Annotated in this window: 20 protein-coding genes and 1 pseudogene; 12 read left to right on the top strand and 9 right to left on the bottom strand. The window is 58.6% G+C overall.

The window, feature by feature from the left end; genetic code table 11:
• Position 1: 1 nt before the first annotated feature.
• Positions 2–646, bottom strand: coding sequence for an alpha/beta hydrolase (locus tag ERD84_RS05170; protein WP_130038531.1), 645 nt, complete (start codon positions 644–646; stop codon positions 2–4).
• Between the two features lie 84 nt (positions 647–730).
• On the opposite strand from ERD84_RS05170, the gene ERD84_RS05165 reads away from it, so the two are divergent.
• Complete coding sequence (locus ERD84_RS05165) at positions 731–1,612, top strand: biotin--[acetyl-CoA-carboxylase] ligase (RefSeq protein ID WP_130038530.1); 882 nt, start codon at positions 731–733, stop codon at positions 1,610–1,612.
• Positions 1,609–2,457 carry a type III pantothenate kinase gene (locus ERD84_RS05160; protein WP_130038529.1) on the top strand — a complete coding sequence of 283 codons (849 nt, stop codon included), beginning with the start codon at positions 1,609–1,611 and terminating at the stop codon, positions 2,455–2,457. Before ERD84_RS05165 ends, ERD84_RS05160 begins: the two co-directional genes overlap by 4 nt.
• Here ERD84_RS05160 and ERD84_RS15940 read toward each other — a convergent pair.
• A complete protein-coding gene (locus tag ERD84_RS15940; protein WP_167667255.1) occupies positions 2,451–2,615 on the bottom strand; it encodes a hypothetical protein in 165 nt (54 codons plus the stop codon). The genes ERD84_RS05160 and ERD84_RS15940 overlap by 7 nt on opposite strands.
• A 107-nt stretch (positions 2,616–2,722) precedes the next feature.
• On the opposite strand from ERD84_RS15940, the gene galU reads away from it, so the two are divergent.
• Positions 2,723–3,562, top strand: coding sequence for a UTP--glucose-1-phosphate uridylyltransferase GalU (galU, locus tag ERD84_RS05155; RefSeq protein ID WP_130038528.1), 840 nt, complete (start codon positions 2,723–2,725; stop codon positions 3,560–3,562).
• A 59-nt stretch (positions 3,563–3,621) separates the two neighbouring features.
• Here the strand turns inward: galU and ERD84_RS05150 are convergent, their stop codons facing one another.
• Positions 3,622–4,056 carry an acyl-CoA thioesterase gene (locus ERD84_RS05150; RefSeq protein WP_130038527.1) on the bottom strand — a complete coding sequence of 145 codons (435 nt, stop codon included), beginning with the start codon at positions 4,054–4,056 and terminating at the stop codon, positions 3,622–3,624.
• Between the two features lie 19 nt (positions 4,057–4,075).
• The gene (putP, locus tag ERD84_RS05145; RefSeq protein ID WP_130038526.1) at positions 4,076–5,575 is read right to left on the bottom strand and encodes a sodium/proline symporter PutP; all 1,500 of its coding nucleotides are present in this window, start codon (positions 5,573–5,575) and stop codon (positions 4,076–4,078) included.
• A 228-nt stretch (positions 5,576–5,803) separates the two neighbouring features.
• Here putP and ERD84_RS05140 point away from each other — a divergent pair, with 228 nt between their 5' ends.
• The 5 genes and pseudogenes from ERD84_RS05140 (at position 5,804) to ERD84_RS05120 (ending at position 10,207) form a co-directional block, all read left to right on the top strand.
• Positions 5,804–6,091: a twin-arginine translocation signal domain-containing protein gene (locus tag ERD84_RS05140; RefSeq protein ID WP_130038525.1), complete on the top strand. Its 288-nt coding sequence runs from the start codon at positions 5,804–5,806 to the stop codon at positions 6,089–6,091.
• A gap of 12 nt (positions 6,092–6,103) precedes the next feature.
• On the top strand, positions 6,104–8,104 hold the full coding sequence (locus tag ERD84_RS05135; RefSeq protein WP_130038524.1) for a LodA/GoxA family CTQ-dependent oxidase: 2,001 nt from the start codon (positions 6,104–6,106) through the stop codon (positions 8,102–8,104).
• 3 nt (positions 8,105–8,107) lie between these two features.
• Positions 8,108–9,286 carry an FAD-dependent monooxygenase gene (locus ERD84_RS05130; RefSeq protein WP_130038523.1) on the top strand — a complete coding sequence of 393 codons (1,179 nt, stop codon included), beginning with the start codon at positions 8,108–8,110 and terminating at the stop codon, positions 9,284–9,286.
• Positions 9,287–9,292: 6 nt separating this feature from the next.
• A pseudogene (locus ERD84_RS05125) lies at positions 9,293–9,460 on the top strand (VOC family protein); the annotation flags it as partial.
• A 9-nt stretch (positions 9,461–9,469) separates the two neighbouring features.
• A complete protein-coding gene (locus ERD84_RS05120; RefSeq protein WP_130038522.1) occupies positions 9,470–10,207 on the top strand; it encodes a sulfite exporter TauE/SafE family protein in 738 nt (245 codons plus the stop codon).
• On the opposite strand, the gene ERD84_RS05115 is transcribed toward ERD84_RS05120, so the two are convergent.
• Entirely contained in the window at positions 10,185–11,153 is a 969-nt protein-coding gene (locus ERD84_RS05115) for a LysR family transcriptional regulator (RefSeq protein WP_209019813.1), read from the bottom strand. The genes ERD84_RS05120 and ERD84_RS05115 overlap by 23 nt on opposite strands.
• A gap of 156 nt (positions 11,154–11,309) precedes the next feature.
• On the opposite strand from ERD84_RS05115, the gene ERD84_RS05110 reads away from it, so the two are divergent.
• From ERD84_RS05110 to ERD84_RS05095, 4 genes are read left to right on the top strand one after another with little or no spacing between them, the layout of a single operon-like run.
• A complete protein-coding gene (locus tag ERD84_RS05110) occupies positions 11,310–12,074 on the top strand; it encodes an SDR family oxidoreductase (protein WP_130038521.1) in 765 nt (254 codons plus the stop codon).
• 34 nt (positions 12,075–12,108) lie between these two features.
• Entirely contained in the window at positions 12,109–13,032 is a 924-nt protein-coding gene (locus tag ERD84_RS05105) for an SDR family oxidoreductase (RefSeq protein WP_130038520.1), read from the top strand.
• On the top strand, positions 13,025–13,504 hold the full coding sequence (locus ERD84_RS05100; protein ID WP_130038519.1) for a DUF1097 domain-containing protein: 480 nt from the start codon (positions 13,025–13,027) through the stop codon (positions 13,502–13,504). The genes ERD84_RS05105 and ERD84_RS05100 overlap by 8 nt, the downstream gene beginning before the upstream one ends.
• Positions 13,505–13,516: 12 nt before the next feature.
• Complete coding sequence (locus ERD84_RS05095) at positions 13,517–14,029, top strand: DoxX family protein (protein WP_209019812.1); 513 nt, start codon at positions 13,517–13,519, stop codon at positions 14,027–14,029.
• Here ERD84_RS05095 and ERD84_RS05090 read toward each other — a convergent pair.
• The 4 genes from ERD84_RS05090 to ERD84_RS05075 form a co-directional block, all read right to left on the bottom strand.
• Positions 14,013–15,341: a 3-deoxy-D-manno-octulosonic acid transferase gene (locus tag ERD84_RS05090; protein ID WP_130038518.1), complete on the bottom strand. Its 1,329-nt coding sequence runs from the start codon at positions 15,339–15,341 to the stop codon at positions 14,013–14,015. The genes ERD84_RS05095 and ERD84_RS05090 overlap by 17 nt on opposite strands.
• 88 nt (positions 15,342–15,429) lie before the next feature.
• Complete coding sequence (locus ERD84_RS05085; RefSeq protein ID WP_130038517.1) at positions 15,430–17,415, bottom strand: BCCT family transporter; 1,986 nt, start codon at positions 17,413–17,415, stop codon at positions 15,430–15,432.
• Positions 17,416–17,486: 71 nt separating this feature from the next.
• Positions 17,487–18,485, bottom strand: coding sequence for a lipopolysaccharide heptosyltransferase I (waaC, locus tag ERD84_RS05080; protein ID WP_130038516.1), 999 nt, complete (start codon positions 18,483–18,485; stop codon positions 17,487–17,489).
• 8 nt (positions 18,486–18,493) lie between these two features.
• On the bottom strand, positions 18,494–19,420 hold the full coding sequence (locus ERD84_RS05075) for a DMT family transporter (protein ID WP_130038881.1): 927 nt from the start codon (positions 19,418–19,420) through the stop codon (positions 18,494–18,496).
• Positions 19,421–19,435: the final 15 nt, after the last annotated feature.

The raw sequence follows: 19,435 nt of genomic DNA, 5'->3' as shown, positions 1-19,435 counted from the left end.
GTCATAGCAAACCCAGCCGCTGCTGTAATAAACGCTTCAGCACGACAAGCTTGCCATGAAAGAAATGACTGGCGCCTGGCACGACCGTTACAGGAAGATCGTGGGCCTGGGCAAAGCTCATGGCTTCAGACAAAGGCACGACTTCGTCGGCTTCGCCGTGGACCAATAAGGTATCGTCTGGAACAGAGACAGTTCGAAACTTGAATCGTTCCACCGCAGGCCCAAACAATAGTAACGCATCGGGCACAGCTTGCGATTGCTCGGCCAGAACCGAATACAGCTGGGCAGCCACCGATGTGCCAAAAGAAAAACCAGCCAGCACCCATTTGCCAGCGGCGGCCTCTGGATGGGCCTGTGCAAACTGCCGGACCAATTGCTGCATGTCGGCGGTTTCGCCCACGGCAGCATCGAATTCACCGGCAGACTCGCCCACGCCTCGAAAATTGGGGCGCACTGCCATCAGGCCGCGCTCGACGCAGGCGCGCGAGATGGTTGTGACGATTTTATTGTCGCGGGCGCCGCCATGCAGTGGATGCGGATGCAGCACCAAAGCCCAGCCGATGGGGGGTGTCATGGGCAAGTCGAGGGCGCAGTCAATGACTCCGGCCTCGCCCTGAAAAGTTATTTTCTCGGTACGAGCAAGCATAGCCACCAGTTTGAGTTATAAACACAAGCACGCATATTTTACGCCACCCTTATCAGGCCGCCTCTCGTGTGGCCAGGCTCCACCATGACGATCAGCACTCCCTTGCATTTACCCGACCCGGAACAAATGCTGAACCAGGTAAGCGCCGCTCTGCCGCATTTCCGGCAAGTGCGCTGGGTCCAGACCACGCACTCGACCAATGCCGATCTATTGGCCATGGCCCGCAGCACCAGCGGTCCGCTGGCCCGCCCCTGGTTGCTGGGTGCTCATCTGCAAGAACGGGGCCGGGGCCGGGCCGGACGCAATTGGCAGAACCGGCCCGGGGCCAATCTGATGTTTTCCTGCGCTTTCGACGTCTTCCTGCCGCCCAAAGAACTGCCCACGCTATCCCCCCTGGCCGGCCTGGCCGCCTGCGAGGCCCTGCGCGAACTCATCAGCCCCGAACAGCGCGGCCACCTGACCATGAAATGGCCCAACGACCTGCAATGGCAATCCGCCAAACTGGCCGGCATTCTGGTTGAAGTGTCCCGCGCAGGCACCGCACGCCTATCGCCCGACCACCACGTAGCCATCATAGGCATGGGCCTGAATCTCGACGATGCACGCGCACTGAGCACATCCTTGAACCGCAAGGTGGCAGACTGGTCGGAAATCACAGCCAAAGACAGCAGCGTCGCCACCGTCCCGGCAGCCGGCCTGGTGGCACGCATTGCCCAGTCCTGGTACGACTGCCTTAACCAAGTCACCGCCCATGGTCTGGACTTTCTGCCCGAGCGCTACGCCCAGGTCGATGCCTTGCTGGGGCAACATGTAAACATACTGGACGACGGCCGCCTGCTGCAGGCGGGTATTGCCTGCGGCGTCAATCGACTGGGACAATTACTGCTACGCAGCCCACAGGGCGAACAGGCAGTAACGGTAGGCGAAGTGTCCGTCCGGCCTCAAAGTGAAGTGACCCAACCATGAAACTCCTGATCGACATTGGCAACACCCGCATCAAGGTGGGCTGGCTCGAACCCGGCAGTGGTCGGCGCGAACACCAACCCCTGACGCTGGAGCACAATGCCGTCGGGCAATTCCCGGCCTGGCTGGCCCAATTGAACGAACGCCCTGGCGCTGTGTTGGGCGTCAGCGTCGCCAGACCTGAACTAAGCGCCGCACTGGATGCCATCCTGACACAACATTACGGCCTGGCAAGCCGCTGGGTGCAAGGCCAGCCATTAGCCGCAGGCGTGCGCAACGCCTACCGGCACGAACAACTGGGCACCGACCGCTGGGTGTCCATGTTGGGCCTGGCACAACACGCTCTCAAGCAGGACGGCGGCGACAGCCCCTTGATGCTGGCCAGCTTCGGCACGGCCACCACCCTGGACACCCTGCGGCCACTCAATGACTCGGCAGCAGACCAGGCTCACCCCAATGACGGTGCACGCTTTGTCTTTGAAGGCGGTTTGATTTTTCCTGGCCCGGCCCTGATGCGTACATCGCTGGCAGCCGGCACCGCAAGACTGCCCGAAGCCGACGGCCCCGCGCATGCCTACCCGGTAGACACCCAACAAGCCATCAGCAGCGGCATTGCCGCCGCACAAGCGGGCGCCTTGCTGCGCCAGTGGCGCGAAGGCCTGGAACGCTATGGGCATGCGCCCATCGTGTTTAGTTCGGGCGGCGGCTGGCCCGGGGTGCAAGATGAAGCCCAGCGGCTATTGGCAAGAGCCCAAGCCGACCTGCACTTGCCGCTACGGCCCATACAATGGCTGGCCACGCCGGTACTGGACGGCCTGGCGCGCCTGGCTCAAGAGCCAGATCAGTAATCGGCGCGGGGCTCGCCCAACTGCACGGCCTGTTGGTTTCGTTCAGACAAATGGCGCGCTTCGCGGCCCTGCTCGATAGGCGCAGGCCCAAAAAAACCCTGGCCCAAAGCCAGCACACCCAGATTCGCCAACACGACCACAAGAAACAAAACACGCATAAAATCGATGGCACTGCCATTCTGTAATGAATAGCCACAGTGTATAGCGGATGACCGCAACATCGTTAGCGTATCATTAACCTAGCATTCACTTTTACTCATTGTTTATGAAGCCAATTCGCAAAGCCGTATTCCCTGTTGCCGGTCTGGGTACCCGCTTTCTGCCGGCCACCAAGGCCATGCCCAAAGAAATGCTCCCTATCGTCGACAAGCCGCTTATCCAGTACGCGGTCGAGGAAGCCATTGCCGCCGGTATCACCGAGCTGATTTTCATTACCGGCCGCAATAAGCGCGCCATTGAAGATCACTTCGACAGCGTCCCCGAGCTTGAAGCTGAACTTGAAGCCAAGAACAAGCACGAAATGCTGCAAATTGTGCGCAACGTGCTGCCTTCCAACGTCAATTGCATTTATACCCGTCAACCTGCCCCGTTGGGCCTGGGTCACGCCGTATTGTGCGCAGCCCCCATTGTGGGCGACGAACCTTTTGCCGTGCTGCTGGCCGATGACCTGATCGACGCCAGCACGTCTGTTACCCAACAACTGATCGACGCCGCACACAAGCACGAAGGCAGTGTCATGGCCATACAAAACGTACGGCCCGAAGAAACTGACCGCTACGGCATTATTTCAGGCACCCAGGTCAGCCCGAATACAACCAATATTTCAAGCATTGTCGAAAAACCCAACACCGCCGACGCGCCCAGCACCCTGGCCGTGGTGGGCCGCTATGTGCTCGAACCCGAAATCTTCCAGCACTTGCGCCAGACCCAGGCCGGCGTGGGTGGCGAAATCCAGCTTACCGATGGCATCGCCAGCCTGCTGACCGCCCGCAGTGTATTTGGCCTGCAATACGAAGGATTGCGGTACGACTGCGGCAGCAAGGCGGGGTTTTTCCGAGCCACGGTAGAACTGGGGCGCAAATACCACGATTTAAGGGTTGAATGACGGCATTGCAGCCCAGGGGTGCTTACGGCCAGACGCCAGCACCCCTTAGGCCCCGCTAGCTATACGACAAGCTGCGCCAGCTTTGCCTTAAGCTCTGCCGGAATCGGCACGGGTCTTCTTGTTTCGCGATCAACATAAACGTGCACAAAATGCCCTTGAGCTGCCGCCGTTGTTTCGCCCTGCTTGAACAAACCCAGCTCGTAACGAACGCTGCTCGTACCAAGATGCGCGACCTTGAAGCCGACTTCGAGCTTATCGGGAAATGATACCGAGGCGGAATAAGTGCAGCCCGTTTCCACGACCAGACCGACTGCGCTGCTATTGGCGATATCGAGCATGCCCATGTCAATCAGGTTCTGATTGACCGCCGTATCAAAGAAAGAATAATAGTTGACGTTGTTCACATGTCCGTAAACATCGTTATCCATCCAGCGCGTAGTAATGGGAACAAAGGTTTTAAGCTCGCCTCGGGTAATGACTTTTCTTTCTTTCATGACAACAATTTAACAATATTCAGACGCTCTGGGCCGCCCGGAACTCGCCTTCGCTTTGCGTCATCAGGCTGACCACATAAATGGCTATCCACGATGCGACAAAGCCAGGAATGATTTCGTAGACGCCTTCGCCACCCAGGAAGCTGGCATTCCAGCCCATACCTATCCAGACCATGACCGTAACGGCACCGACCACCAGGCCGGCTACGGCACCCGCACCCGACATGCGGCGCCAGGTCAGGGCCAGAATCACCAAGGGCCCGAAAGCCGCGCCGAAACCCGCCCACGCATGACTGACCAGCGTCAGCACTTGAGAGTTGGGATTCCGGGCAATAAAGGCTGCCACCAACCCTACCGCCACAACGCTGATGCGGCCGACATTTACGCTTTGCTTTTCGGTGGCCTGCTTGTTCAGGAACAAGCGATAGCAATCTTCGACCAACGATGAGGAAGACACCAGCAACTGGCTGGAAATCGTGCTCATGACGGCTGCCAGCAGTGCAGCGTAAAGAAAGCCGGTAATCAGCGGATGGAACAAAAGGTCGGACAGGACAATAAAGAGGGTTTCAGGATCTTCGATGGTCAATCCATTACGTATGGCGTAGGCACGCCCGAAAATGGCCATGGCGATCGCACCGAACAGCGAAATAAACATCCAGATCATGCAGACATTGCGTGCAGTGGGTACATCTTTGACAGACCGCACCGCCATGAAACGCACAATAATATGAGGCTGGCCAAAATAACCCAGCCCCCAGGCAACCGCAGACAACCACGCCACAAAGCTGATGCCCTCCGTCCAGGAAAGATAGTTGGCCGGCTCAGTAACGGTGGACAAGGTTTCCGACGCCTGGGCAAGGCCTCCGCCACCTTCTCCGTAGAGCACCACAATAGGCATGACGACCAGTGCCAGCATCATGATGCAGCCCTGGACGAAGTCGGTCAGGCTCACTGCCAGAAAACCGCCGAGCGAGGTATAAACCAGTACCACGATCAGGGTTAGCCAGACACCGGTTTGATAATCGCTGAGGCCGCCAAAGGTAAACAGACCGCTAAAGGCCATTTGGAATAGCTTGCCGCCCGCGACCAGGCCTGATGCCGTATAGACCACAAAGAAGAGCACGACGATAACAGCAGACACGATGCGCAGCGCCAAAGCTTTTGTAGGAAAACGGTTGGCCAGAAATGCAGGAATGGTCAGGGCATTGTCGTAACGCTCGGTTTGTTCGCGCAAGCGCGGTGCGACGACAACCCAATTGATCAGGGCACCCACCCACAAACCTATGCCTATCCAGGCCTCTTGCAGGCCCGCAATGAATATCGCCCCCGGCAAGCCCAGCAACAGCCATCCGCTCATGTCGGAAGCACCGGCCGACAAAGCCGCCACGGCCGGATGCAGATTTCGGTCGGCCAGCAAATATTGCTGCGACGATGCAGTGGCCTGGCGCATGGCGTAAAAACCTATGGCAAGCATCAATAAAAAGTACAGGCCCAAACTGATCCAGACACCCACCGCCATGACGCTTCTCCTTAGCCAGTTATTGTTGCGTGTATTGATGCATTACCAACTGATACGGCTTCTCTCGCAAAACCCTAACATAAGTAAGCAGCTCTATAAACCTTTTTTCTGATAACACTGCCGGCACGAAATGGCTCAAACGCTTGATTGCCTGTAGTTTTTTGTCCCACCATGAAGTAATCTGTGTGGTGCCTTGACCAGAAAGCACCTAGAACGGAGCCACCGCACATGAATATCAAGCGTAGAAATTTCTTCAAGGGCTGCGCTGCAGCCTCGGCCTGCGCCCTGTTGCCTGCAGGCATCGCCAGCGCCGCGGCAGGCACACACACCAACAACGCGCCAGTCACCCGTACCAACATCGAAAAATCAATCAAGGCTGGCTTCGGCGGTGGGTTCTCGTTGCAGGGTCATTCCCAGGCCAACGGCTATATCTACGCCAACATCGAACATCTTGGCACCCGGTACGCCGTTGCATCCGCAGATTTGCTCGATTGGAAAATCGTAGACTCTCTTTAAGGGAAACAAGCCGTGTCCGATAAAATTAAAAGCATACGCATACACCCGGGCATAGGCATGGCCCGCCTCGGTGACAGCGACGAGTTCTACATCGGCCCTGAAGCGCCGGGCATCGTGGTCGATCCGGGCGGCAGCAATGGCCCGGGGCCCAAGGGCGGTACCTATCGCGATGGCGGCGCGCGACTGAAACGCCAGGCGCAGCGGTATCGAGTGTACGCCTACGATGCCAACGACAAGGTCGTCGCCGAACTCACGTCCGACTCGGATCTGGTTCAGTCCCTGCACTGGCGGGTTCATGTGCGTAACATGAAGGCGGCCAACTACGCGTTCCAGGGTGCCTATCTGTTCGACCCCGACGAGTTGCGCAACCCTTCCATCCAGCCCGGCAAAAAACCCATAGAGCGCGATCAGCTCATTATCGACCCAGGCGTGCACACGATCGCATCGGGGCAAACCGAAGCGGTCGTCATGAAAGGCGATGTCTTCACCGGCATCGAAAAAAGCACGCTGCCCGGCGAACTGCGCTTCGAAGGCTACACGCCCAAAGACCCGTCTAAAGACGTCGAGGTCACTTATACGGCTGCCCAAGACATCGAATTGGGCCAACTGCGCCTCGACAACCAGGATCGCCTGCTGTTCATTCCCGCTCCCGGCAAAGGCGAATGTGTCACGACACCCAAGGTGGTGCTGTCGAATCCCAGTGAAACCGTCAATCCGCCCAACGGCCCTGACAACGGCAAAAACCCCCTGACCAACCAGTTCGCCTACTTCAACATCCCGGGCTGGTGGGACGACACCTGTGGCGGCGAAATCGATGTCACGGTCACGCTCAAGGACGGTACGGTGCTCAGCACCCGCGACAACGTGAAGGCAGCCACGGACGAGGGCACAAGAAACCCCAAGGCCGGGGCATGGATCGTCACCGCGCCGCCCAAGTTTGCACCTCATATGTACCACGTGGTGTCCATTCTCGATCGCGTCTACGAGACCTTTCCCGAGGCTTATCCCTATACCGGGCAAAAAACGAATTTCTACCGCGATATCTACCCCGTCTTCGCCAATGCGGTCCATTACGGCTGGGTAAGTCCCGAGGCGGCAGGCGTTGCTCCCGAAACCAAGAATCGCGCCCATGGCCCGGGGCAGCCGGGCAACTTGCTGCTGCCCGGCTACATGAAGCTGCTGGCCGATCCCAGCGAACAAAGCAAGCCCATCAGGCAAAGAATCTACAGCCTGATGCGGCATGCCCCTGGCAAAAACGGCAGATTGGTCGACACCCTGTTGCCCGCTCCGCCGCAACGGCCCACGAGCTGGAAGAATGAAGAATTCCAGCGCACCGAAGACGATACCCTGATGCCCAAGCTGTGGGGCACGGCAGGCAAGCCCTTGCAAAACCAGCAGCTAGGCAATAATTTTCCCGATCAATTCCTGAGCCTGACCGACTGGCAATTGAAGCACTTGAAGAACTGGGCCGACGGCGACTTCGAAGTCGGCACCCTGCAAGACCCCATCCCCCTCGAGCAATTGCCATTGGCCGAACAGCCGCATGCACTCGATAGCTCCGCGCTTCAGCCTACCATCGGTGGTGGTTTCCACCCCGGCATCGAATTTCCCTACCTGATCATTTATCGCGAATACTTTGCCGAGGCATTTCGCGTGGGCCATAACAACGAGCCCGGCGCCATATCGGCTTATATGTCCAGCCCATGGCAGGGCGACTTCTGGTCGTGCAACGTGGCATGGTGGCCCACACAACGGCCCGACATCGTTTTCGAGTACGACCAGAAAACCCAGACCAGAACCCATAAAGAATGGTTCCGTGGTTACGACGCCGACGGCGAACCGCTATCGTCCACCGATGGTTACCATCAAATGGCATTCGCCTGGCCCAAACTGGGCATGGTGCTCCCCATCAAGGCCAACGACGGCAGTTTAGTAACCGACCAGGGTTCCACCGTATTTGTCGAACAAGAACGCGACCCGGCCCTGAACCGCCCGCCCACCAAAGGTAAGTAAAGGGTGACGCTGTCCGGGCGCCAGCTCGTCGATGCAATATGGGATGTTGTGATTGTCGGGGCCGGCCCGGCGGGTGCGGCCACCGCTATCACGCTGGCGCGGTTCGGCCAGCGAGTACTGTTGGTCGAAGAACGCGCATCGCCCAGCTTCAAGCTGGGCGAATCACTACCGCCAACCGCCGTCGGCCTCGTCAGGCATTTCCTGGGCGACCTTGAAAGTCCGGAACAGAATCTGCCTGGCCTGTTCAAAACCGCAGGCAACATTTCCCTGTGGACCAACGACCAAGCTGAAGTCACTGACTTTTTCTTCACACTGACCGGCTTTGGCCTGTGCGTCGAACGCCTGGCTTTCGACGCAGCCCTGAGGTCGAGCGCCATGCAGGCCGGTGCAAGCGTGTTCAAGGGTGTCCGCTTCGAATCCTGCTCGCGCATCACCGCGCCGCCCTTCAATTGGCAAGTCAATCTAAGCTCGGAAACCGGCAATACGCAGCATCGTGCACGCTACTTGGTCGACTGCTCGGGCCGACGAGCGGCTGTGGCCAGGACCTTAGCCGTTCAGCTCGACCACGACAACGACCGCCTGTTTGCCTATGCGCAATGGTTTTCCTGCGCCCAGGACGACGATGACCGCTATACCCGGATAGAAGCCGCGCCGCAGGGCTGGTGGTATAGCAATCGCTTGCCCGGCAGCAAATGCGCTGACAGCAGGCGCTTGGTGGTTTTACATTCCGACAAAGACTTGCCGGAGGCCAGACTGGCTGCGCGCCAGTCTGGCTTCGACCAACTGCTGGGCTCATCCATCCATATCGGCCCCTTGCTTCAGACCAAAGGGTATCGGCCTTGTGGAGAAATTCGGGGCGCCCCGGCCAACAGCCAACGACTGGGCCAATTCTGCGGAGATGCCTGGATGGCGGTAGGCGACGCCGCACAAGCCTACGATCCGCTATCATCGCAAGGCATAGACAAAGCGCTCAGGACAGGCAGCCATGCCGGACACATGATCCACTACGCCCTCACTGACTGCCCGCAAGGCGCAGAGGGCCTGGGCATGCGCAGCGCTTATGTCCAGCAATACAACGAGCAACAACACCAGCTTTGGCAAACATACTTGACGCAACGAAACCACTACTACCGCAGCCAGCCCCGCTGGCCCAACCAGCCGTTCTGGCAACGTCGGCGCTAAGCAAGCATGACAGAATTGGACGCGGCAACCTTCTATGCTGCAACATTTCCCAATAGTGCCGTGATCGCGGTCCATAATGCTCCCGGTGACTATCCGTCCGGCAAGCAAGGTGACGTCCTGACCGTCGAGTTCACCGTCATGGGCATTCCTTGCCTGGGCTTGAACAGAGACCCCTGCAATTGAATGGCCCTTACCAGCTTACTCGCCGTCATACTGGCCGGTTTTTTGATTGGTGCCACAGGTATCGGCGGCGTGCTGCTGGTGCCCGTTCTAACCAGCATTGAAGGACTCGCCCCCGCTCAAGCGATCGCGGCGTCTTCCATGGCCTTCGGGTTTCCCGGGCTCGCCGCCTTGTGGTATCTCAATCGCAATCGGGACCACATGCGCAAGACCATGCCGGTGGTGATTGGTGCCATGCCAGGTGCCGCATTGGGCGCCGTGCTGGTGCATGGACTGGACAGCCGTATCGTACTTATATTGGTCATTGTCACCATTTGCTTTGCCGGCCTTCGCGGCCTGCTGGCCAAAAGAATAACCACCGAAGAAACCACCCAGAAGCTTCTTGCCCGAAGCGCACTGGCCGGCATCGGTCTTCTTGCCGGTCTCGGTTCCGCACTGACCGGTACAGGCGGTCCGGTATTGTTGATTCCTGTGCTGTTGTTGTTCCATCAACCCATCCGCCTGGCGATCATGGTGGGACAAGCGGTGCAACTACCTATCGCCTTGTCGGCGATCCTTGTGCACGCGCGCGCCGGCAGTCTGGATTGGGTATTGGGCGGCACCCTGGGCTTGCTGCTGTTGATCGCATCGGTGGCCGGCCAATGGACAACACGCCGAATCCAGGTCCCCCTTCTGCAAAAGGCACTTTCAGTATTGCTGTTGCTGATTGGCGCCTGGTTTAGCTACCTGCTTTTTTCCTAGATTTCCCAGATGAGGTCAAGGAATCGTCAACGACATGGGGCATCCGGCCGCCGAATTTTTCGGTATACAGATCGCGTACCCAATCAATGAACACGCGCACTCTCGGAGAAAGCTGGCGGTGGAACGGATAAAGTGCACAGACGGGCAGATCTGGGCAACGCCATTCAGGCAATACCTGAACCAGCCGACCGCTACGAAGATGCTCTTCCAGGCGGAAACGAGGCACCTGAATTAGTCCGCAGCCAGCTAGCGCCGCGCTCGTGTAGCACTCGGCATCACTGACTGACATCCAGCCGCTGGCCTCGAACTCCGTCACGTCTCCATCAATAATGACGGTGAAAGGATAGCGGCTGTCATTGCCCCGGGAAAAAAAACCTATGCCCTGATGCTCGGTCAATTCGCGCGGGTGTGTGGGCGTGCCATGCCGCGCCAGGTATTCGGGGCTGGCGCAAATGATCTCGGGTATCTCGGCTAATTTCCTGACCACCAGCGACGAGTCGCGTGGATGACCAGCCCGCACCACGCAGTCTATGCCTTCTTTGACCAGATTCACCAGACGGTCGCCACTGCTGAGCACAACATTGATTTGCGGGTAACGTTCCCTGAACTCGCCAATGCGCGGGAGGATGATGTTCGTCGCGTGTGCCCCATGGATATCCAAACGCAGCGTCCCATGGGGATGGGTCACCTGAGTGCTCAGGGAGGTTTCCGCGTCTTCCAGTTCAGCCAATACACGCTTGCAGCGTTCGTAGAAGGCCTGCCCATCAAGGGTGGGTTTCACTTGCCGTGTAGTTCGATCCAGCAGGCGGGCACCCAGGCGTTTTTCCAGCTGTTTGATTGCATGCGTTGCCGTAGCGCGCGGGATATCCAGCACGCTCGCAGCTTCGGTGAAGCTGCCCAGTTCGACGATACGCGTGAAAAGCTGCAAGGCATCAAAACGGTCCATAACCATCCAATTGTTGATGCGTCTTGAATTAAATAGCCAATTTAATCCCATTTATCCATTCACGGTCAATTGGCATCATAGCTTCCATAGCACTCGCCGCGAGATCGTTTGGCGGGTGCACACCCCCCTATTCCCCTCGTTTACAAGGAAACCATCATGAGCATCAATAGCAATCCGTCCACCACCGCAGCTCCCGTCAGAACGGCCATCGTCACCGGTGCTTCCCGGGGGATCGGTCGTGACATTGCCCTACGCCTGGCGGCGGACGGCTTCCAGGTTGCCGTCAATTACTCGGGCAATGCCGGCAAGGCCCAGGAAGTGGTCGCAGCCATCGAAGCGGCGGGTGGCGCTGCGATAGCCGTGCAGGCAGATGTGTCGCAAGTCGAGGACGTACGGCGGCTTTTTGCCACGACCAAGGAAGCTTTCGGCACGATCAGCGCCGTGGTGCATAGCGCAGGCGTCATGCCACTCGCCCCCATTACGCCCGACGGCATCGAAACATTCGACCATGCCGTCCAGATCAATCTTCGCGGCGCCTTTCTGGTGCTGGGACAAGCGGCAGAATACCTGGAGGCCGGTGGCCGCATTGTCGCGTTATCGACCAGCGTCATTGCCAAATCCTTCCCCCAGTACGGCCCCTACATAGCGGCCAAGGCGGGGGTCGAGGGCCTGGTGCGCGTGCTGGCCAACGAGTTGCGCGGCCGAAACATCACAGTGAACGCGGTCGCGCCCGGCCCCGTCGCCACCGAACTGTTTTTCGATGGCAAGACCGACGAACAGATTGCCCAGCTCGGCAAGCTTGCCCCCCTTGAACGCCTGGGACAACCAGAAGACATCGCGCGCGTGGTGTCGTTCCTGGTGGGCGCCGATGGAGGCTGGGTCAATGCCCAAACCGTGCGTGCCAACGGCGGATTTGCCTGAACCTACGCCGTCTCAATCCAACAGGAGGAAATTCATGCCACATACTATTTTGATCACCGGAGCGTCCAGCGGTATTGGTGCGCTAAGTGCAAGAGCGCTGGCATTGGCCGGCCATACAGTTTATGCCGGCATGCGGGAAACCCAAGGGCGAAATGCCCCGCAAGTGGAAGCCCTGCAATCCTACGCCGCCCGCCACAAGGTGGCACTGCATGCAATTAAGCTGGACGTGCAGTCCGAAGCTTCAGTGCAAGCAGCCGTCACTTACGTCGTTGCGACTGAGGAACGGCTCGATGTGCTGGTCCACAATGCGGGGCACATGGTGTTCGGACCTGCGGAAGCCTTTACGTCCGAACAGTATGCACAACTCTATGATGTGAATGTCATCGGCACGCAACGCGTCAATCGCGCCGCACTGCCGCAGCTGCGCAAGCAGGGACAGGGGCTGGTGCTGTGGGTAGGTAGCAGCAGCCATCGTGGCGGTACACCGCCCTATCTTGGTCCGTACTTCGCTGCCAAAGCGGCAATGGATGCCTTGGCGGTCAGCTATGCGGGTGAACTGGCGCGCTGGGGGATCGAAACCTCGATCGTGGTTCCCGGAGCCTTCACCAAAGGCACCAATCATTTTGCGCACAGCGGCCGGCCTGACGATGATGAACGTGTGCAGGTCTATGCGCGAGGCGCCTACGCCGGATTCGAACAAGAAGTTCTGGGTGGCCTGGCCTCCTGCGAACCCGAAGACGCCGACGTGTTCAACGTGGCGCAAGCGATTGTGGATATCGTCGACAGTCCCTACGGGCATCGTCCATTCCGCGTGCATGTAGACCCCTCAAACGATGGTTGCGAAGTGGTCAATGCGGTGGCTGACCGCATTCGCGCCGAGTTCCTGAACCGTATTGGATTGTCCGACCTGCTGTCACCACAACGCATGTCCCCCCTCCAGGAGGCAAGCCATGGCTGATAACAATTTTTCCACCCACCTGAAAGTGGTGCTTGGCGAATCGGTCATTGCATCATCGGCCGCCACCTTGAGCGTCGTGGCATTCGAGGTTCCCGTGTGGGCCATGTTTGTTGGCTGGATTTCATACTTCACCCGAGGACTGAACTTGAAGCAGGGAGTCATCAACCTGACCTGCGTATTCATAGGGGTCACCCTTGGTATTGCTGCGACCCATGTCGTGGTGGCGCTGACACCCATGCTGGGCGGCTATGCCATCAGCGCCGTCGTGTTCGCCATCACTGTGCTGGCACTGTCTTTGGCCAAGGCGCCGGTATTCAACAATCTGCTCGGTTTCTTTCTAGGCCTGGTGGCCTACTTTGCTTCGCACCAGCCCCCGTCCATAACGACATTCGGGATGCTGGCACTGGCTGCGACGCTGGGCGCGACAGCAGCCTTTCTTGCTCATGCTCTGCAAAAGAGCATTTACTCTTAAGGGGGATTCAAGATGGACACCACAATAGCCCAATCCAAGATTGCATCAAACGACACAAGCGCATCCCATGAGCGGCTGCTGTTTCCAACGATGGAGGTGCTATACACCCGCGCAGAACCCATCTTGTATGCCGTGCTGCGTGCCGCCTTCGGTTTCATCATGCTGACCCATGGCCTTCCCAAGGCTCTGGAAACCTCCCATGGATCCATGGCCGACCCGATGGCCGGCTCCATCAACCTGATCCAGAACGTCATGGGCTTGCCATTCGCGCCTCAATTGGCTTTCCTGGTCATGCTGCTAGAAACCGCCGGCGCCATCATGCTGGCAATAGGACTATGGACGCGCCCGGTCGCGCTCATCATCGCGCTGGAAATGGCAGGCATCAGCTATGCGCTGGGTCCTACCTGGCCCTGGATTGATCGCGGCATCGAGTTTCCGGTATTGATGGGGTTTCTTGCGCTCTATATCGCTGTGCGCGGCGGTGGCCGCTATGCGGCAGATCGCCAGTTCAAGTACGCGATTTGAGCTCGTTCAGCCCCGCCACCACACGGGCCACGGCGCCCGTGTGCTTTTGCACCCAATGCGCACCGGCCTCGCCCATGCGGGCCATGCGTTGCGGGTCATTCAACAATTGCAGCGCCATGTGCAGGGCTGCATCGGGGTCTGAGGCGCGCAGCGCGGCGCCTTCGTCCATGGCGTCTACCACTGCCTGCTCGAAGTTGCGGGTATGCGGCCCCACCAGCACCGGCACGCCTATGGCGCAGGCTTCTATAAGATTTTGTCCGCCCAAAGGCTGGAAGCTGCCTGCCACAATAGCAACCTGGCTCAGGGCGTAGTACCAGGGCATCTCGCCCAGGGTATCGCCCAGCAGGACGGCAGCCTGGCTGCACTCCTGCAAGGCGGTTGAACTGCAGTCGCCCGACGCAATCAGCTGCGAGCGGCGCACATACGACAAGCCTGCCTTGCTGAGTTGTTCGGCGGCCTCGTCAAAGCGCTGTGGGTGGCGCGGTATGAGGCAGAACAGGACTTTCTCGGACAGGTTGCGACCCTGTCCGCGAGCACGCTTGATCTGTCGGCCTATGGCGCGGATGAAGAGCTCATCTTCGCCTTCGCGCGTGCTGGCGATGGCAATGACTTTGCGCGGCAGATCGCTGGCAAAGCCTTTGCCCCGCTTGATCTTGTCAGCCGCAAGCGCCACATCGAATTTGAAGTTGCCGGACACCCGCACGGCAGACGCCCCGGCCTGCTCCAGGCGCTGGGCGTCATGCAACGTCTGCGCATAGACAGCATCGAAGCTGGCGTAGGCCTGGCGCATGACGCTGCCCAGGCGCAGGCTTTGGCGCAAGGCATGATCGGAAAACCGCGCACTGGCCAGCATGACGGGTATGTGATGCCGGCGGGCTGCCGCCAGTAAATTGGGCCAGACCTCGCGCTCGATGAGAATGCCCGCGCACGGCTGGTAATGCTCCATGAAGCGAGTGGTAGCACCCGGAAAATCGTAGGGCAGCCATTGCTGCAGCAAGCGACCATGACGTATGTCTTGCCCGAAGGCGCGTGCGCCTTCAGCCCGTCCGGTAACGGTCATGTGCGTAAGCAGGACGGTGTCGCCTTGATCGAGCAGGGCTTGCACCAGCGGCTGCGCGGCACGCATTTCACCCAGGCTGACGGCATGCACCCAGACGGGTTTTTTAAGAGGGCTTGCACTGCCGTAGTGACCAAAGCGCGCACCCGAACATACCCCCCAGTTGCCTGGTGTACGCCGGGCACGCAACGCCATCCAGCCCAACAAGCCTGGCGTCAAGATTCTGATCAGAGCGGTATAAAAGAAACGATTCAAGAATATGCCCGTGGCACCTGCTGTAGAGATGGCCTATTTTAAGCCAGATAGCGGCCCATGCGCAGAGACGTGACCGCTATCGTGGTTCTTAGCCCTCCTGCACCTCTGCCGCAGGACTGGCATGCACCATATGCAAATATTGGCGATGGCGTTCGTACTGATCCAGAATGTCGCTGATGACCGCTTCGTTGCTCCAGCCCATGATGTCATAGTCTTGCCCACCCTCGCGCAGGAAAACTTCGGCGCGGAAGTAGCGGCGCTCGTCCTTATCACGGACATCGTCGGGCGTCAGCACAGGGCGCTCTTGCTCCAGCGGCCGCACGGCATAGGAAAAGTCCATGTATTGGCCATGGTGCCTCACCTCAAGATTGACCGCATTGGTCTCGCCGTCTTCGGTGACTTCGACATCGTAGCCTTGCCCCTTGAGCTCTTCTGCTACTAAGCGTATGGATGGCAGCGCCACTTCCTGGATAAAGCGCAGCACATGTTCGTGCTTGGGCATCAGTACGATATTACGTAAACGCCGTTGCCAGGGTTGGCCTATGCTGCCGGGCTGTGCCCGGGTCACCGTCTGGTAGCGTATACGCCGCTTGGTTGCGTCAAGCTTGAGTGCCTTGAACAACCCCCATATTGCCAGCAGTAAAATCACCGAAAATGGCAAGGCACTGGCAATGGTAGCGGTCTGCAATGCCGTCAGACCGTCAGCCAGCAACAAGGCTATGGCCACCACGCCCATAAGCGACGACCAGAAAATACGCTGCCATACCGGGGAGTTTTCGGCACCGCTCGACGCCAGCAAATCGACGACTAATGCGCCCGAATCGGCCGATGTCACAAAGAAAACGACCACCATGGCAATGGCAACCGAGGAAGTAACGCTGGCTAAGGGTAGTTGCTCAAGAAAGGCAAACAGCGCCAGTGAACTGTCCTGGGCCACGACCTGGGCAAGATCTGTCAGGCCATCGACCACAATCATATGCAGGGCCGTATCGCCAAACACCGTCATCCACATCAGGGTAAAGCCAGTCGGGACAAGCAATACTCCGCGCACGAATTCACGTATGCTGCGGCCCCGGGAGATACGGGCAATGAATAGCCCGACAAATGGCGACCAGGCTATCCACCAACCCCAGTAAAACAGCGTCCAGCCGCCTATCCAGTCGTTGGGCTGGTAGGCGTACAGGTTGAACGTTTTGTTGACCAGGTCAGAAATATACCCACCCGTGTTCTGCACAAAAGTCTGCAATATAAACACCGTGGGGCCCAATACCAGCACAAATAGCAGCAACATAACCGCCAGGCCAAGATTGGTTTCCGAGAGAATCCGTATGCCGCGATCAAGGCCGCTGGCTACGGAAATAGTCGCCAGCGAAGTGGCGATAACAATCAGGACGACTTGCGTCGGTATGCTGACCGGAAGACCGAACAAGTGATGCAGACCGCTATTGATCTGCGCCACCCCCAGACCGAGAGACGTCGCAATACCGAACACTGTGCCAATAATGGCAAAGATATCGACCGCATGCCCGATCGGGCCGTAGATCCGTTCACCAATCAGTGGATAGAGTGCTGAGCGCAGCGTAAGTGGCAGCCCATGCCTATAGCTGAAAAATGCCAGGGTCAATCCGACAATGGCGTAAATAGACCACGCGTGCAAGCCCCAATGAAAGAAGGTGATGTTCATAGCCTCGCGCGCGGCCGCCACAGTTTCAGCATCACCTACCGGTGGGCTGACAAAATGCATGACAGGCTCGGCAACACCGAAGAACATCAGCCCTATACCCATGCCGGCTGAAAACAGCATGGCGAACCAGGTCACATCGCGATAATCAGGCTGACTGTGATCAGGTCCCAGCTTGATGTCGCCGTACCGGCTCAGGGCCAGAAATATCACGGTAAGCAGAATAATGGCTACAACAAGAATGTAAAACCAACTTGCGTGACCGAGTATCCAAGACTGCGTCGCACTGAACAAATTGCCCGAGGCCTCGGGGGCGATGATCGTCAGCACCACAATAAGCAGGATGAAAATAGCTGACGTAAAAAATACCGGAGGATTTAAGGTTGTTCTCATTTACGGCTTCCCCTTATGTGACTATGGGGCAAAGTACGATAGTCGAACAGGTGAGTCAACCCACAGCCGTATCAGTCTGGCTCGTTGCCGCCGGTCAAATCAGCATGTGCCGAGTCGTCAAAATCGAGCGCCTGATCGATCGCACTCAGGACGGTTTCAGCTGAAGGTGCACTGCCGCGCTCGCCCAGGCTGGCCGTGTAGGCCGGGCCCTCAAGGGGCGTACGTACAGGGGTGGAAGCCTTGTACAAACCTATGGTGGGCCGGCCCAGACCGGCCGACAGGTGAGTCAGGCCACTATCAAGCCCCACCATCATGCGCGCCGCAGCCAGCACCTTGGCTACGTCGGTCAGGCTCATGCGCGGCAAGACCTGTGCGCGCGGATTACCCTCGACCAACTGGCGGGCCCTTTCGGTTTCGGCGGGGCTGCCCGACAGCAGCTTCAAATCGAGATTGTGTTCATGCAAACGCGTGAACACCTTTTGCCAGTCTTCTTCGGGCCAGAGTTTGTCGTCGCGGCTGGCCGAGGGCATGATCACTGCATAAGGCTCAACCTGAACACCATCGGTAATGCTGTCAAGGCCAAAATCGGCCTCGCCTTCGTACTGATAGCCAAACGCAGCCGCGGCCAGTTCGCGCTGGCGCGTGACGGCTGGCTGCCAGAATTTAACCGTATGCTTGACGTCGTAAAAAAAAGAGGCCAACGGTTCGCGTGCCGATTTGCGGTCAAGTCCGTGGCGCTTCCCGTGTGTTTGGCGCACCAGCCATACCGACTTCATGAGGGCCTGCATGTCGAGCACGACATCGTATTGGCGGGCACCCAGGTTTTTGCGTAGCGCTGCGCGCTCGTTGCGCGTTTGCTGCGCCCACCAGTGCTTGCGCCAGCGACGATGCGCAACGGGAATGACTTCGTGCACAGCCGGATGCCAGCCAGGAATTTCGGCGAAACTTTCTTCGACGACCCAGTCGATTTGCGCACCAGGCACGTGCTGGGCAATATCTGAAATAGCCGGCAGCATGTGCACCAGGTCACCCAGCGAAGACGTGCGGACTATCAGTATTTTTTTGCTCATGGGGCCGATTATAATTTACGTCTGCGCCATTCCACTACGCCTATGGTAATACCACTGGCGCACACCACGGCAATACCCAGCCAGGTCAGCGGATCAGGGAACTGTCCCCATATCAGCCAACCCAGACCCGCAGCACTGATAATCTGCAAATACACAAAAGGCGCCAGCATCGAGGCCGGCGCATTGCGATACGCCTGTATTTGCAGCAAGTGTCCGAGCGCCCCCCAAAAACCGGTAGAGGCCAGTACCACCCACTGCAAGGGGCTCAGGGACGACAGCACAGGCAGCGCCGCCGGCAGCACAAACGGCAAGGCCGCAGTCAGCGCCACACTGCCCACCGCACCGCTCCAGATCAGCGTAGTGAAGGGACCATCGACCGCCACGCGCCGCGTGGCAATGAATTGACAGGCAAACAGACAGGCCGTCAGCAAGCCGAACATTGTGCCGGCGGTATCCAGGCCCGCATCGGGCCGGATAATGACCAGCACCCCCAGAAAACCCACCCCGGCCGCGACCCAGCGCGACAGACGTGCCGGCTCTTTCAGCACCCAGGGCGCGACCGCCAGGACAATCAGTGGCGCCAGGAAATTAATGGCGGTCGCTTCGGCCTGCGGCAAATAATGCAGGGTCGTAAAGAACGACATGGTGGACAGCAACATGACCGAACCGCGCACGATCTGCGCCCGAGGCCGTATCGTGCGCAACACCGACAGGCCGCGCGTGGGCAGTACCAGGGCCAGCACCAATACCAGATGCAGCACATAGCGCACCCAGCACAGCATCAGCAGCGACACCCCGGCATTCATGACCCATTTGCCGCTGGCATCGAGCGTAGAGAGCGCCCATGTCGATAAAACCAGGACGGTTATACCAGCCACCGGGCGCGTCGCGCCGTAAGCAGGTGTGGAAACTGATGTGGGGCTGACCCGACCCATCATGAAACTCCAACG

The organism is Pollutimonas harenae (assembly GCF_004153685.1).
In the GTDB taxonomy this organism is placed as follows: Bacteria; Pseudomonadota; Gammaproteobacteria; order Burkholderiales; family Burkholderiaceae_B; genus Pusillimonas_C; species Pusillimonas_C harenae.
This window is presented reverse-complemented; position numbering and strand designations above follow the sequence as displayed.

Coding starts and splice junctions, on each gene's coding strand:
- ERD84_RS05115 (WP_209019813.1), bottom strand. CDS start 11,153: ATGGACCGTTTTGATGCCTTGCAGCTTTTCACGCGTATCGTCGAACTG.
- ERD84_RS05150 (WP_130038527.1), bottom strand. CDS start 4,056: ATGAAAGAAAGAAAAGTCATTACCCGAGGCGAGCTTAAAACCTTTGTT.
- ERD84_RS05105 (WP_130038520.1), top strand. CDS start 12,109: ATGCCACATACTATTTTGATCACCGGAGCGTCCAGCGGTATTGGTGCG.
- ERD84_RS15940 (WP_167667255.1), bottom strand. CDS start 2,615: ATGCGTGTTTTGTTTCTTGTGGTCGTGTTGGCGAATCTGGGTGTGCTG.
- ERD84_RS05085 (WP_130038517.1), bottom strand. CDS start 17,415: ATGAGAACAACCTTAAATCCTCCGGTATTTTTTACGTCAGCTATTTTC.
- ERD84_RS05100 (WP_130038519.1), top strand. CDS start 13,025: ATGGCTGATAACAATTTTTCCACCCACCTGAAAGTGGTGCTTGGCGAA.
- waaC (WP_130038516.1), bottom strand. CDS start 18,485: ATGAGCAAAAAAATACTGATAGTCCGCACGTCTTCGCTGGGTGACCTG.
- ERD84_RS05095 (WP_209019812.1), top strand. CDS start 13,517: ATGGACACCACAATAGCCCAATCCAAGATTGCATCAAACGACACAAGC.
- ERD84_RS05165 (WP_130038530.1), top strand. CDS start 731: ATGACGATCAGCACTCCCTTGCATTTACCCGACCCGGAACAAATGCTG.
- ERD84_RS05075 (WP_130038881.1), bottom strand. CDS start 19,420: ATGGGTCGGGTCAGCCCCACATCAGTTTCCACACCTGCTTACGGCGCG.
- putP (WP_130038526.1), bottom strand. CDS start 5,575: ATGGCGGTGGGTGTCTGGATCAGTTTGGGCCTGTACTTTTTATTGATG.
- ERD84_RS05110 (WP_130038521.1), top strand. CDS start 11,310: ATGAGCATCAATAGCAATCCGTCCACCACCGCAGCTCCCGTCAGAACG.
- ERD84_RS05120 (WP_130038522.1), top strand. CDS start 9,470: ATGGCCCTTACCAGCTTACTCGCCGTCATACTGGCCGGTTTTTTGATT.
- ERD84_RS05170 (WP_130038531.1), bottom strand. CDS start 646: ATGCTTGCTCGTACCGAGAAAATAACTTTTCAGGGCGAGGCCGGAGTC.
- ERD84_RS05160 (WP_130038529.1), top strand. CDS start 1,609: ATGAAACTCCTGATCGACATTGGCAACACCCGCATCAAGGTGGGCTGG.
- ERD84_RS05140 (WP_130038525.1), top strand. CDS start 5,804: ATGAATATCAAGCGTAGAAATTTCTTCAAGGGCTGCGCTGCAGCCTCG.
- galU (WP_130038528.1), top strand. CDS start 2,723: ATGAAGCCAATTCGCAAAGCCGTATTCCCTGTTGCCGGTCTGGGTACC.